The sequence below is a fragment of the Cupriavidus sp. FW305-46 genome, assembly GCF_058787075.1.
In genome coordinates this window covers 30,451-43,199 of the sequence record NZ_JBYSZI010000043.1, presented here as the reverse complement: position 1 = coordinate 43,199, position 12,749 = coordinate 30,451, and the positions used below count along the sequence as shown (strand labels likewise).

General features: G+C 66.8%; 15 protein-coding genes and 2 tRNA genes. 10 read left to right on the top strand and 7 right to left on the bottom strand.

Annotated elements, in window-relative coordinates:
* Positions 1-317 precede the first annotated feature (317 nt).
* On the top strand, positions 318-1,637 hold the full coding sequence (lplT, locus tag AC3WON_RS20665) for a lysophospholipid transporter LplT (protein WP_492317881.1): 1,320 nt from the start codon (positions 318-320) through the stop codon (positions 1,635-1,637).
* Positions 1,638-1,652: 15 nt separating this feature from the next.
* Here the strand turns inward: lplT and AC3WON_RS20660 are convergent, their stop codons facing one another.
* From AC3WON_RS20660 to tsaB, 4 genes are read right to left on the bottom strand one after another with little or no spacing between them, the layout of a single operon-like run.
* Positions 1,653-2,789, bottom strand: a complete 1,137-nt coding sequence (locus tag AC3WON_RS20660; RefSeq protein WP_492317882.1) for a DUF1853 family protein — start codon at positions 2,787-2,789, stop codon at positions 1,653-1,655.
* On the bottom strand, positions 2,764-3,633 hold the full coding sequence (locus AC3WON_RS20655; protein ID WP_492317883.1) for a uracil-DNA glycosylase: 870 nt from the start codon (positions 3,631-3,633) through the stop codon (positions 2,764-2,766). Before AC3WON_RS20655 ends, AC3WON_RS20660 begins: the two co-directional genes overlap by 26 nt.
* Complete coding sequence (gene rimI / locus AC3WON_RS20650) at positions 3,630-4,190, bottom strand: ribosomal protein S18-alanine N-acetyltransferase (protein WP_492317884.1); 561 nt, start codon at positions 4,188-4,190, stop codon at positions 3,630-3,632. The genes AC3WON_RS20655 and rimI overlap by 4 nt, the downstream gene beginning before the upstream one ends.
* Entirely contained in the window at positions 4,187-4,945 is a 759-nt protein-coding gene (tsaB, locus tag AC3WON_RS20645; protein WP_492317885.1) for a tRNA (adenosine(37)-N6)-threonylcarbamoyltransferase complex dimerization subunit type 1 TsaB, read from the bottom strand. The genes rimI and tsaB overlap by 4 nt, the downstream gene beginning before the upstream one ends.
* Positions 4,946-5,075: 130 nt before the next feature.
* Here tsaB and AC3WON_RS20640 point away from each other — a divergent pair, with 130 nt between their 5' ends.
* Positions 5,076-5,345 (top strand): acyl-CoA-binding protein, encoded by a 270-nt coding sequence (locus AC3WON_RS20640; RefSeq protein ID WP_492317886.1) that lies wholly within the window; start codon positions 5,076-5,078, stop codon positions 5,343-5,345.
* A 25-nt stretch (positions 5,346-5,370) separates the two neighbouring features.
* On the opposite strand, the gene AC3WON_RS20635 is transcribed toward AC3WON_RS20640, so the two are convergent.
* On the bottom strand, positions 5,371-6,852 hold the full coding sequence (locus tag AC3WON_RS20635; protein ID WP_492352645.1) for a DHA2 family efflux MFS transporter permease subunit: 1,482 nt from the start codon (positions 6,850-6,852) through the stop codon (positions 5,371-5,373).
* Positions 6,849-7,325 carry an SRPBCC family protein gene (locus AC3WON_RS20630; protein ID WP_010810624.1) on the bottom strand — a complete coding sequence of 159 codons (477 nt, stop codon included), beginning with the start codon at positions 7,323-7,325 and terminating at the stop codon, positions 6,849-6,851. The genes AC3WON_RS20635 and AC3WON_RS20630 overlap by 4 nt, the downstream gene beginning before the upstream one ends.
* A gap of 135 nt (positions 7,326-7,460) precedes the next feature.
* On the opposite strand from AC3WON_RS20630, the gene AC3WON_RS20625 reads away from it, so the two are divergent.
* The 6 genes from AC3WON_RS20625 (at position 7,461) to AC3WON_RS20600 (ending at position 10,602) form a co-directional block, all read left to right on the top strand.
* The gene (locus AC3WON_RS20625; protein WP_492317888.1) at positions 7,461-8,135 is read left to right on the top strand and encodes an SGNH/GDSL hydrolase family protein; all 675 of its coding nucleotides are present in this window, start codon (positions 7,461-7,463) and stop codon (positions 8,133-8,135) included.
* Between the two features lie 115 nt (positions 8,136-8,250).
* A complete protein-coding gene (locus AC3WON_RS20620) occupies positions 8,251-8,658 on the top strand; it encodes a VOC family protein (RefSeq protein ID WP_492352644.1) in 408 nt (135 codons plus the stop codon).
* A gap of 165 nt (positions 8,659-8,823) precedes the next feature.
* On the top strand, positions 8,824-9,072 hold the full coding sequence (locus AC3WON_RS20615) for an AbrB/MazE/SpoVT family DNA-binding domain-containing protein (protein WP_492317889.1): 249 nt from the start codon (positions 8,824-8,826) through the stop codon (positions 9,070-9,072).
* A complete protein-coding gene (locus tag AC3WON_RS20610; protein WP_492317890.1) occupies positions 9,066-9,386 on the top strand; it encodes a type II toxin-antitoxin system PemK/MazF family toxin in 321 nt (106 codons plus the stop codon). The genes AC3WON_RS20615 and AC3WON_RS20610 overlap by 7 nt, the downstream gene beginning before the upstream one ends.
* 203 nt (positions 9,387-9,589) lie before the next feature.
* Positions 9,590-10,402, top strand: a complete 813-nt coding sequence (locus AC3WON_RS20605; RefSeq protein ID WP_492317891.1) for a MetQ/NlpA family ABC transporter substrate-binding protein — start codon at positions 9,590-9,592, stop codon at positions 10,400-10,402.
* Positions 10,403-10,515: 113 nt separating this feature from the next.
* A tRNA-Leu gene (locus tag AC3WON_RS20600) sits at positions 10,516-10,602 on the top strand.
* Between the two features lie 74 nt (positions 10,603-10,676).
* On the opposite strand, the gene AC3WON_RS20595 is transcribed toward AC3WON_RS20600, so the two are convergent.
* The gene (locus AC3WON_RS20595) at positions 10,677-11,501 is read right to left on the bottom strand and encodes a substrate-binding domain-containing protein (RefSeq protein ID WP_492352643.1); all 825 of its coding nucleotides are present in this window, start codon (positions 11,499-11,501) and stop codon (positions 10,677-10,679) included.
* Positions 11,502-11,622: 121 nt separating this feature from the next.
* Here AC3WON_RS20595 and AC3WON_RS20590 point away from each other — a divergent pair, with 121 nt between their 5' ends.
* The gene (locus AC3WON_RS20590) at positions 11,623-12,528 is read left to right on the top strand and encodes a LysR family transcriptional regulator (RefSeq protein ID WP_492352642.1); all 906 of its coding nucleotides are present in this window, start codon (positions 11,623-11,625) and stop codon (positions 12,526-12,528) included.
* Positions 12,529-12,633: 105 nt separating this feature from the next.
* Positions 12,634-12,720: transfer RNA gene (locus tag AC3WON_RS20585), tRNA-Leu, on the top strand.
* Positions 12,721-12,749: the final 29 nt, after the last annotated feature.

The following is a 12,749-nucleotide window of genomic DNA, read 5'->3' as shown; positions in this document are numbered from 1 at the left end:
CGTTATTTGAACACATTCAGATGCCGTTGCCGGGGGTCATTGGGGAATCGGCGCGGCAATCCGCTGTCAAAAAGAGCCCTTGCCGGGGTTCGGGAATGTCATGTTTTCGTGATATAAAGCCGGACGCTCCGGCCATGTTCTAAAAGCGAAGCATTATGTCAATGACTGTCAGGCAAGCCTCAAGGCGCCGCAGCGCAGCACCACAGACACAATTCGACACGGCCGCGGCACAAGGTTCCCTGCAAACCATGGCCTCCCCGGTGGGCGCCAGCCTGGCCAACCTGAGCGGAGCTCGCGATGGAGAAAAAGTCGACAGCATGAAGAAGGGTTTTTACACCATCATGGCCGCGCAGTTTTTTTCTTCGCTGGCCGACAATGCCTTACTGATCGCCGCCATCGCCCTTCTCACCGAATTGCATTCCCCGCAGTGGATGACTCCGCTGCTCAAGCTGTTCTTCGTTCTTTCCTACGTCGTTCTCGCCGCCTTCGTCGGCGCCTTTGCCGATTCCATGCCCAAGGGGCGGGTGATGCTCATCACCAACGCCATCAAGGTGGTCGGCTGCGCCATCATGATGTTCGGGCTGCACCCGCTGCTGGCGTATGGCGTGGTGGGATTCGGCGCGGCGGCGTACTCGCCGGCCAAGTACGGCATCCTGACCGAGCTGCTGCCGCCGGAGAAACTGGTGCTGGCCAACGGCTGGATCGAAGGCCTGACGGTGGGCTCGATCATCCTGGGCACCGTGGTCGGCGGCGCGCTGATTTCCGTGCACGTGTCAGGCATGCTGCTGCAACTGGATGTGCCGTTCCTGAACACCGGGATCGACACCCCGGCCGAGGCCGCGATGGTGGTGATCATGCTGTTCTACGTGGTCGCCTCGATCTTCAACCTGTTTATCCCCGATACCGGCGCCCGCTATCCGGCGCAGGAAAAGAACCCGATCAGGCTGATCGCCGAGTTCGGCGACTGCTTCGTGGCGCTGTGGCGCGACAAGCTGGGCCAGATCTCGCTGGCGGTGACCACGCTGTTCTGGGGCGTGGGCGCCACGCTGCAGTTCATCGTGCTGAAGTGGGCCGAGAAATCGCTGGGCCTGAACCTGTCCCAGGGCGCGCTGCTGCAGGCCGTGGTGGCCGTGGGCGTGGCCGTGGGCGCGATCCTGGCCGCGGCGCGCATCCCGCTGCGCAAGTCGCTGTCGGTGCTGCCCTTTGGCGTGGCCATGGGCGCCACCGTGATGATCATGGCGTTCTACACCAAGGATGCGATGCCCAATGTCACGCTGGACGTGCTGGGCATGCATATGCCGCTGTACATGGCCATCGCCTATGTATTCCTGATGGTGGTGGGCGCCATGTCGGGCTACTTCGTGGTGCCGATGAACGCGCTGCTGCAGCACCGCGGGCACGTGCTGCTGTCGGCCGGCCACTCCATCGCGGTGCAGAACTTCAATGAGAACGTCTCGGTGCTGCTGATGCTGTGCCTGTATGCGCTGCTGATCAAGCTGAACGTGCCGATCGGCGTGGTCATCGTCGCACTGGGCCTGTTTATCTGCGTGACCATGGCGCTGGTGCTCAAGCTGCACAAGTACAACGCGCGCACCTTCAACTCGCTGGCGATGATCGGCGAGGACAAGCACCACTAGCCGGCGCAGCGAGTGTCAGGCCGCGTCCTGCGCGGCCTGCGGCCCTGGCCTTGGCGGCTCCGCCGCCCGCGCCAGCGCCCGCTCCTCCCACCCCGGTGGCACCACGAACCCGCGCGAGCATTCGCGCCACCAGCCCGGCGCCTCCGGCCCGGCCGGTTCCAGTTCGCACAGCATCACCGGCGATTCGCGCCGCCAGCCGTGGTCATGGCGCGGGTCGGCAAAGCGCTGCGCCAGCATCGCGCGCAGCGCGCCGACTTCTTCCGTGCCGGATTCGGGCACCAGCGCGCCCGACAGCCAGCCGGTACGCGGCAGGCGGCACCAGCGCAAGCCGGGCCGCGCGGCAGCGCGGGCGGCCCAGTCATCGAGCGTGGACCACCAGCCGTGCAAATGGTCTGGCGCGATGCCCAGCGCATCCAGCCCCGGCGGCACCCGGCCATCGCGATAGAACAGCCAGCCCAGCAGGTAGACCTCGCTGCGGTCCACCATATGTCCCAGCAGGGCCTGTGCCTCCGCGGTGCAGCCAAGGGGGAGCTGGCGGTGCACGATGTGGCCCAGCTTGTCGCCAAGGCGGTCGACCAGGTTCGGGCCGACGAAATCCTGCGCCCGCGCCACCTGGCTGTCGCCAGGCGCCATCAGGTAGAACTTGGCCGCCATCTCCCAGTGGACCACCGCGCCCGACGCCTGCTCGCGCCAGATAAAGTCCAGTTCGCCCAGCGTGCGGATACCCTGCCGCCCGGCGCGCCGCACCGGCACGTTGGCGGCCAGCAGCGACAGCCCCTGCATATGGCGCAGCGCAAAATGCAGCAGCCGCTCGGCATGGCGGCCCAGGCGCAGGCTGCGGCTGGCGGGGTCCTGGTCGGGATCGTCGGCGGAGGGGGCGGCGTGGCCGTCGGCCAGTTCGTCGATGGTGGCGGGCAGCGTGGCGGGGTCAGCGGCTTCCAGCCAGTGTTGCCAGGCGGCCAGCGTGCCGGCGGGCCAGCGCGCCGGGGCCGCGCCCGGCACCGCCGCCAGCAGCGGCGGCGAGAGCGTGGTCCAGGCCAGGTCGCGCGTGCGCGCCGACGCAGCGCGGCGCCACAGTGGCGGGCCCGACGGCCTGTTGCCGTCGCCGCCGCTGGTCAGGGAGAGATCAGGCCCCAGCTCCCGCACGGTCATGGACCTCCCTGGCCAGGCACAGGTCTTCCCAGGCGCGCGCCTTGTCGGTCAGGGTGCGCAGCAGGTAAGCCGGATGGTAGGTCACCACCACGGGGATGCCTTCATAGCTATGTACGGTGCCGCGCAGCTTGCCGATCGGGGTGGCGGTGCGCAGCAGCGACTGCGCCGCAAAGCGGCCCAGGACCACGATCACCCTGGGCTTCACCAGCGCGATCTGGCGGCGCAGGAACGGCTCGCACTGCGCCACCTCCTCGGGCTCCGGGTTGCGGTTGCCGGGCGGGCGGCACTTGAGCACGTTGGCGATAAACACATTGCGCCCGCGCGCCAGCCCGAGCGCGCCGAGCATATTGTCGAGCAGCTTGCCGGCCTGGCCCACGAAGGGCTCGCCCTGCAGGTCTTCGTTCTCGCCGGGGGCTTCGCCCACCAGCATCCATTCGGCCTGGCGGTCGCCCACGCCGAATACGGTATTGGTGCGGTTCTGGCACAGGCCGCACGCGGTGCAGCCGGCCACGGCGGCGTCCAGCGCCGGCCATTCCATGCTGGCGATGACGGCTTCGCGGTCTGCTTGCGCCGAGCCGGGTTCCGGGCCAGCGGGAACCAGAGCAGGCGCAACCGGCGCCCGGGAGACCGGCGGCGCCACTGGCGCCGGCACCGGCACGGCGGGTTCCGCAGCCGGGGCGGCAACCACCGCGGCAACCTCGGCCACAGGCGCCTCCGCCACAGGCATCGCTGCCTGCGCCACGGCCACCTCCGGCGCCGCCTCTGCCTGCGCATCCGCGCGCTCGCGCGGCACCCATTCGGTCGGGATGCCCAGGACTTCCAGGAACTGTGCGCGGCGGCTCATGCCCTGCCCTCCGTGCCTTCATTGGCGGCGGACTCGGCCGGCCAGCTGCGGCGCAGCACCAGCGCGTCCTCGCGCTTGCTGCCCAGGGCCGGGTAATAGCCCTTGCGGCGCCCGATCTCGGCAAACCCCGCCGCCTGGTACAGCGCGATCGCGCCGGTATTGGACGGCCGCACTTCCAGCAGCATGGTATGGATGCGGTGCGCGTGCGAGGTGGCCAGCACCACCGCCAGCATCAGCCGCCCCAGCCCCTGGCGCTGGCGCCGCGGCTCGACGGTGATATTGAGCAGGTGCATTTCATCGACCACCGGCATCAGCACGGCGTAGGCCACCAGCGTGCCGGCCGGGTCGCGCAGCGTCAGGCCGAGATGCCCGGACTTGACCGAGTTCTCGAAATTGCCGCGGGTCCACGGATGGCTGTAGGCACGTGCCTCGATGCCCGCCACGGCCGCCAGGTCGAGCGCGCTCATGCGGCCCAGCGCCCAGCCGTCCGGCAGCACCGGCATGGCCGGCACGGTCGGCCAGTGGTTGCGGGGATCGAGCGGATAGGCTGCACTCACGATGCGCTCCCGGCCTGGGCCGCGGCACGGGCGGCAGCGGCGGCTTCGCGTTCGGCGATGGTCTGGGCGACCTTGTCGCGCAAGTAGATCGGCATGGCCTGGTCGGCGTCGATGGCCTCGCCGCGCGCCAGTGCGCGCAGTGCAATCGCGACCATCGGCTGCGCGTCGGGCATCGCCTCCGGCAGCACGCGCGCGGCGCGCGCCAGGCCCGCCAGCCGCTCGCCGAACACCGTCGAGGCGTTGCCGGCCAGCCAGTATTCGCCGTCGGGCAGCGGCACGGTTTCCGGCGCGCTGACCTGCATCGGCGTGACTTGTGCCCATTCCCGCGCGCTGGCATGCCAGCGGAAAGCAGCGGAATAGGCTTCATCCATGCGCGCATCCAGCGCCACCAGCACCGCGGTGTCGTCCGGCAGCGCCGGAGTAGCGGCGCGCGCGCGCTCGGCGCAGGTCATCAGGGTATTGACCGGAACCACCGGCAGCCCGGCGCCGAAGGCCAGCCCCTGCGCCACGCCGCAGGCGGTGCGCAGGCCGGTGAACGAGCCCGGGCCGGCGCCAAAGGCAATCGCGGCGCAGTCCGCCAGCGCGATGCCGGCTTCGGCCAGCAGCTCGCCGGCAGCCGGCAGCACGCGTGCCGACGAGCGTGCACCAGTGTGCTCATGGCGCACCAGGCACTCGACTCCGGCACCCGGCACCGCACGTCCGAGCGCGACCGAGCACCACTCTGTAGAAGTTTCAACAGCAAGAATCCAGGACATGGCGCGATTGTATCCGGTGACGCCCGGAATCGAGGGCTTCTTCGGTTTTATACGGACGGCGCGGCGCCGCCGGGCGGCTATCATCGGCCTGCACTTTCGCAATCCAGACAGCACACCCGGAGGAACCCCCATGAGCGACCTGCAGGCACGCTTCGACCAGGCCCAGATCAACGTCAAGCAACTGAGCGAGCGCCCCAGCAACATGTCCCTGCTGCGCCTGTACGCCCTGTTCAAGCAAGGCAGCGAAGGCGATGCCCACGGCGACAAGCCCGGCATGACCGACTTTGTCGGCCGCTACAAGTTTGAAGCCTGGGAAGCCCTGCGCGGCACCGCGCGCGAACAGGCGATGGAGCAGTACATCGCACTGGTGGAAGAACTGCGCAGCGGCGCAGCCAGCTAAGCAAGCGCAGCCAGGCCCGGCGGCCTCAGGCCGCCGGCACCGGCCGCGGCCGGATCCGCCACGCCGCGATCATCGCACTGGCAATCACCACGCCCACGGCCAGGAAGGTTTCATCGAAGGCACGGATGCGCGCCGCCTGCACGGCGGCGTCGCCGGCCTGGCCCAGCACCGCGCCGTGCTCCGCCAGCCGCCATTGCAGGCCCACGCCCGCCAGGCTCACGCCGATGGCGCCGCCCAGCTGGCGCAGGAAGTTGATGCAGCTCGAACCCTGCGCGATCAGCGTGAAGTCCACTCCCCGCATTGCCCCCAGCGTCAGCGACGGCAGGATGCAGCCCAGCCCGATCCGCCCCAGCACCGCCAGCGCCACCAGCACCAGATATGGCGTGGAGCGCGAGCCCAGCGCCATCAGCAGGAACGACAGCGACAGCAGCGCCAGCCCGAACGACACCTGGATATGCGGCGCGATCTTGTGGGTGAAGCGCCCCGATACGGCAATCGTCAGCGCCAGCATCACGCCCGCCGGGAACAGCACCAGGCCCGCGCGCGACGGCGTGTATTCCAGCGCCATCTGCATATAGACCGGCAGCAGGTAGGTCGAGCCGAACAGCCCCGCGCCGTAGATAAAGGCCACCACCGCGCCGGCAGCGAACTGCCGGTAGCTGTAGAGCCGCAGATTCATCAGCGGATGCGCCGCGCGTAGCTGCCACAGCACGAACGCCGCCAGCATCAGCACGCCGAAGCCCAAAAGCGCCAGGCCCGCGGGCACGCTGTCGCGCATCTCGACCACGCCGTTGAGCAGGCTGACCGTGGCAATGCCGGCCAGGCCCAGCCCGCGCCAGTCCAGCGGCTGGCGCTCGCCCATCATGATCGAGTCCACCGCCATGAAGCGCCGCGCCATCAGCACGCCGATCAGCGTCAGCGGCACCACCACGAAGAAGATCGAGCGCCAGCCGAAGGCCTCGACCAGGAAGCCGCCCAGGCTGGGCCCGAGCGCCGGCGCCAGCACCACGCCAAAGCCGAACATGCTGATCGCCTTGCCCTGCTCGCGCTCTTCGAACACGCGCAGGATCAGGATATTGGGCAGCGGCTGCATGATGCCCGCGGCGACGCCTTCGGCCACGCGCATCGCGATCATCACGCCGTAGGTCGGTGAAAAGCCGCCAAAGAGCCCGCCCGCGCCCAGCAGCAGCGAGGCCCCCAGGAAGGTGCGGCGCAGCCCGTAGCGGTTCAGCAGCCAGGGCGTCAGCAGCATCGACAGCGTCATCGCAATCATGAAGCTGGCCGCCACCCATTGCGCGCGCTCCTGCCCCAGCACGAAATGCCGGCTCAGGTCCGGAATCGCTACGTTGATGATGGTGGACGAGACGATCGACGAGATCGTGCCCAGCATCAGCGTCACCAGCACCAGCCAGCGCAGCCGCTCGCCGTAGCGCGCACGCAGCGCCATCCGGGTCGGCAGACCCGGCCGCTGGCCGGAACCCTCCGGCGTGGCGGGACCCTCGCTCACCCCAGCCGTCCGGTGTCAGCGATCTCGCGGATCTTGCGCACGGTGTCGATATCGGCCTCGTGGTAGGCGGACTTGACGATCTCGGCATAGCGGTCATCGCCGCTGGCGTCGACCGCCGGCATGGTGGTGTTGTAGACAAAGCGCAGCAGCAGCGCGCCCGGGCCCGGGGTCTCGATCGCCATGGTCAGCGTGCCGCCGGCATGCTCGGCCGTGGCCGCGGTTTCATAGCGCACCTGCCGGCGCGGCTCGAACACCACATGGTCATGGATCGACGCCTCGCCAAAATGCAGCACGCGATCGATCCAGTTGTCGCCGCGGCCGACTACCTCGGCGCGGTCCAGCCCCAGCACGAAGAGTTCGGGCGACTCGGCGCGCAGCACCAGCCCTTGCCACAGCTGGTCAGGCGTCAGCGGATCCAGTTGAGGATTGCCTGGATCGTTGATCTCAACCAAGTGCTCGAAACGCAACTTCATTCTCCCGATCGTCAGTAAGTCGATATTATGAAGTCTCCGCGTATTCGGGAGACCTTTTTGTCTGCGCGGTGCAACATGGCTTGACACGGACCATTGCCCTTTATCGACCAATATCCACGCCAACTGGAGTCCCGCATGACCGCCGCGCCGCTGGCCGAAACCGATCCCCTGCAGATCCTTGTCTACGCCGACTCGCTGTCATGGGGCATCGTGCCCGGCACGCGCCGGCGCCTGCCCTTCCCGGTGCGCTGGCCCGGCCGGCTGGAGCTGGGCCTGAACGCCGACGGCGGCGCCCCGGTGCGCGTCATCGAAGACTGCCTGAACGGCCGCCGCACGGTCTGGGACGACCCATTCAAACCCGGCCGCAACGGCCTGCAGGGGCTGGCGCAGCGCATTGAAATCCACGCGCCGCTGGCGCTGGTGGTCCTGATGCTGGGCAACAACGATTTCCAGTCGATGCACCCGCACAACGCCTGGCACGCCGCCCAGGGCATCGCCACGCTGGTGCAGGCGATCCGCAGCGCGCCGATCGAGCCGGGCATGCCGGTGCCGCCGGTGCTGGTCGTCACCCCACCCCCGATCCGCACCCCGCGCGGGCCGCTGGCGCCCAAGTTTGCCGGCGGCGAACATAAGTGGACGGGCCTGCCGCAAGCCGTGGCCGAGGTCTGCACGCAACTGGGCTGTCCGCAGTTCGACGCCGGCACCGTGATCCAGAGCAGCGAGGTCGACGGCGTGCACCTGGATGCCGACGCGCACCTGGCACTCGGCGACGCGCTGCGCCCGGTGGTGCGGGAGCTGTTGCGCGGCTAGCGCGCCGTTCCTGGCACCTGCCTGGCCGGCTGAAACATCACTCCTGACAGCAGTTGTCAGGAGACCCGGCGCACAATGCGGCCGCTCTCACACGGAACGCCGCCAGGAGGCTGTCATGGAGTTGCTGATCAATATCGATGTCAACGATTTGCCGCGCGGCATCGACTTCTACGCGCAGGGGCTTGGCCTGAGGCTGAACCGCAAGCTGTTCGACGGCACCGTTGCCGAAATGCTGGGCGGCAACACCCCCATCTACCTGCTCGCCAAGCCCGCCGGCACCCGCCCCACCACCCGCGCCGATACCCGGCGCGACTACCGCCGCCACTGGACCCCGGTCCACCTCGACTTCGTCGTGGCCAACCTGGAACAGGCCATCGAACGCGCGCTGGAAGCCGGCGCCGAGATCGAGGACTGGCCGCAGGATTTTGACTGGGGACGGCAGGCAAGGCTGTCGGACCCGTTCGGCCATGGCTTGTGCTTTATCGAGTGGAAGGGCCAGGGATATGGGGCGGTGGCCGGCTGAGCCAGTGGCGCCGGCGGTGCGGGAGTCTTCGGACGATTCGCGTTCCCCTGGCGTCGCCAGGATGTCACATTTCCATGCGGCATCGCGCTTGCCTGTTTCCTTGACGCCCGCGCTGTAATAACATTGTGCTGACGTCAACACTGCTCACCACCATGAGGGACAAGCATGAAAGCGACGATCCGCAAGATGGGCAACTCACAAGGTGTCCTGATCCCCAAGGCAATCCTGGCACAGCTAGGTCTGGAGAATGAAGTGGAAATGGAAATCGTGAATGACGCGCTGGTGCTCCGGCGCCCCAAGCAAGCACCGCGGCAAGGCTGGGCGGAAGCCAGCCAGGCCATCGCCGCGGCCGGTGACGACGGCCTGGTACTGGGCGATTTCCCCAACACCGACGACGCGGAGCTGAAATGGTAGCGCGCGGCGACGTCTGGCTGGTTGCGCTTGACCCGACCGTCGGCAGCGAGATCGAGAAAACGCGCCCCTGCGTCATCCTCTCGCCGCCGGAGATGCACGACTACCTGCGCACCGTCACCGTGGCGCCAATGACTACCGGCAGCAGGCCGGCACCGTTTCGTGTCCCGGTAACTTTTCAGCGCAAGACTGGCCTGATCCTGCTGGACCAGCTCCGGACCGTGGACAAGTCCCGGCTGGTCAGGCGGGCCGGCGGCCTGAGTGACAGGCTCGTGGCAGACACCTTGCGGACATTGCGCGAAGCCTTTGCAGACTAAGCCGTGGCACAGAAGCATTTAATGCCGTCAATCTGGCGTCATTTAGATTCATAAGCATATGAAAAAGAAATAGACGCCAGATTCATTCCCGCTGAGCCATCTGAACGCAATTGCGTTAATCTGTGGCCCTCGCCCCGGTCAGGCGATCCCTGCCCAGGCGACTGTCTCACTCGCCACATAACCAGAATATTTCCAGAACTCCTATGCGCAGCACGTCTCTCATCAAGCGTCTGGCGGTTGCAGTGTCCGCCCTTGGTCTTATCGCCGCCGGCAGCGTCTCGGCCCAGGAACAGACCATCCGCGTCGGCACCGTCAGCGGCCCCGATGCCGAAGTCTGGCAAGTCGTCCAGAAGGTGGCCAAGCGCAATGGCCTGAACGTCAAGGTCGTCGAGTTCAACGACTACGTGCAGCCCAATGCCGCACTGGATGCCGGCGACCTGGACGCCAACAGCTTCCAGCACCAGCCCTACCTGGACAGCCAGGTCAAGCAGCGCGGCTACAAGATGCAGAGCGTGGGCTACACCTATATCTCGCCGCTCGGTATCTACGCGAAGAACCTGAAGTCGCCGAAGGACCTGCCGCAAGGCGCCAAGGTGGCCGTGCCCAACGACCCGTCCAATGAAAACCGCGCCCTGCTGCTGCTCCAGTCGCAAGGTGTGATCAAGCTGAAGGCGGGCGCCGGCACCAATGGTGTCAATGCCACCCCGCTGGACGTGGCCGAGAACCCGAAGAAGCTGAAGCTCGTGGAACTGGATGCAGCCCAGCTGGCCCGTGCCCTGCCCGACGTCAGCGCCGCCGTGATCAACACCAACTATGCGCTCGCCGCCGGCCTGCAGCCGACCAAGGACGCGATCGCGCTGGAAGACATCCACAGCCCGTACGCCAACATCATCGTCGTGCGCACGCAGGACAAGGACAAGCCGTGGGTCAAGAAGCTGGTGGCAGCGTACCAGTCTGAAGACGTGCGCCAGTTCATGAAGGCCCAGTACAAGGGCGCGATGGTGCCGTCGTTCTGATTGCCCGTGGCGCATCCGGATCGCCGTAACGCGGTCCGGCCAGCGATGCTGCGTGTGCTCGCCGGAGGTGCTTGCAAATTTGTGAACCTTCGGTAAAATGCGCCGCTCACCTTGCCCAGGTGGCGGAATTGGTAGACGCACTAGGTTCAGGTCCTAGCGGTGGCAACACTGTGGAGGTTCGAGTCCTCTCCTGGGCACCAAGTTTTAAAGCGAGAAGCCCGCACGAAAGTGCGGGCTTTTTGTTTTTGCGGCCGCCAACCGGTATTGAAGCGGCTTAGCGTTTTTGTGGCTGCCCCAGAACCGGCGGCGCCGGTGGCGGCAGCGGCGTGGCAACCGGCTCCAGCCCGGTCGTTCGCACGATGGTGGCTGCCGCCGGGGACGCCAGGAACTGAACAAACCGCGAAGCCGCCGCGCTCTGGTGGCCCGCCACCATCCCGGCGGAGAAGAAGACCCGCTGCTGCAGTTCGGCTGGCAGCGGGCCGACGAAATCCAGCTCCTTGAACGGCAGCAGCTCGCTGACTTGCTGGAAGCCGATTTCCGCATCGCCACGGGCCACCACGGCGCCGACGCGCTCGCTGTTGATCTTGCGGGCCTTGTCCTTGATCTGGTCCGCGACGCCGAGCCGGTGGAACAATTCACCGGACAGGTAAGTCCCGCTGGCGCTGGCTGAATACGCAATCGATTTAGCGTTGAGCAAGGTCTGCTTCAAGCCCTCTGCGGTGCTGATATCGGGCTTGGGCGTGCCCTTGCGGACCGACATGCCGATCAGCGACTGCGCCAGGTCCACCCGGCTGCCCGCTGCCACCTTGCCCTCCGATATCAGCTTGTCGAGACCCGAGTCCGCCAGGATCACCACATCGAAGGTCTCGCCGCGTGCCAGCCGGCTGGGGATGGAATCGGGTGCATTGCCCATCGACGCGCCGTAGGCGGTGATGATCCGGTCCTGCGTGGCGGCTTCATACAGCGGCACCAGTTGCTGGTATGCCGCGGTGAAACCACCCGAGGTAATCACTCGGATATCGTCGGCCCAGGCGGGCGCGGCCAGCCATAGCAGGAAAACCAGTGCGGCCTTTCTGGCGGCCAGGGCAGTCAGCTTCATTTTCGTCTCCGTGATCTCGTTGCTGGCGCCGCAAGAGCGCCAGTCTTCCTCGTTCTTCTGCGTTGCCAGAGTATTCTCGTAACACTATTCTGTGAATTGCAATGTTCTGATGGTTTCATGCATGTCACGCATCAATTTCGCCCTTGAGGATTTGCAGGCATTTATCGCCACGGCGGAGAAAGGCAGTTTCCGGGTGGCCGCCGAGACCCTGCATATCTCGCAACCCGCGCTGAGCCGCAGGATCGACAAGCTTGAAAAGACGCTCGGCTCACGCCTGCTGGAGCGCACCACCCGCCGCGTGGAGATGACACACGTCGGCAGGCAGTTCCTGGAGGAAGCGCGGACTGCCCTGGATATTCTCGACAGCGCCGTATTCCGCCTTGGTGACGAAGCCGCGCTCCGGCGCGGGCTGGTGACGGTGGCGGCGATACCGTCTGCCGCGGTGCATCTGCTGCCCGAAGCCATCAGCGTGTTTGCCGCCCGTCATCCTGGCGTGCGCGTGCGTGTGATCGACGAAAGCGCCAACGCGGTGCTGTCCAGCGTGCTGTCGGGCGAATCGGACTTCGGGCTCAACTTCATGGGTTCCCAGGAACCCAATATCGAGTTCCGCCCGATCCGTATCGAACCCTACAGGCTGGTGTTGCGGCGCGACCATCCCTGGGCCCAGCGCAAGTCGGTCGCGTGGGCGGACCTGGCGGGGCAGCGCATGGCCGGCGTGTCCAGGCAAAGCGGCAATCGTGCCCTGATCGAGAATGCCATCGCCCATCTTGAACAGCGCCCGACCATCTATTACGAAGCCAACCACGTGGTTGGCGTGCTGGCGCTGGTGGAAGCCCGCCTCGGCATGGCCGTGCTGCCGGGCCTGGCACTGCCACACGATCATCCCCGCCTGTGCGCCATCGCGCTGACCGAGCCTGCCGTGGACCGTATCCTGGCGCTGATACGACGTCGCGACCGGGCGTTGCAGCCTGCGGCCAAGGCGCTGTTTGACATCCTCACTTCCGACGCTGACGTGTCCACCGATTGACCAGCAACAGCGGCCTCACCGCAGCTCAAACTGGATTTCTTGCGCCAAAGCCGGCCGAGGGACTTGCAAAATCCGCAGCGCGCTGTAAAATCCGGCGCTCACCTTGCCCAGGTGGCGGAATTGGTAGACGCACTAGGTTCAGGTCCTAGCGGTGGCAACACTGTGGAGGTTCGAGTCCTCTCCTGGGCACCAGAGATTCAAGCAGAAAGCCCGTACGAAAG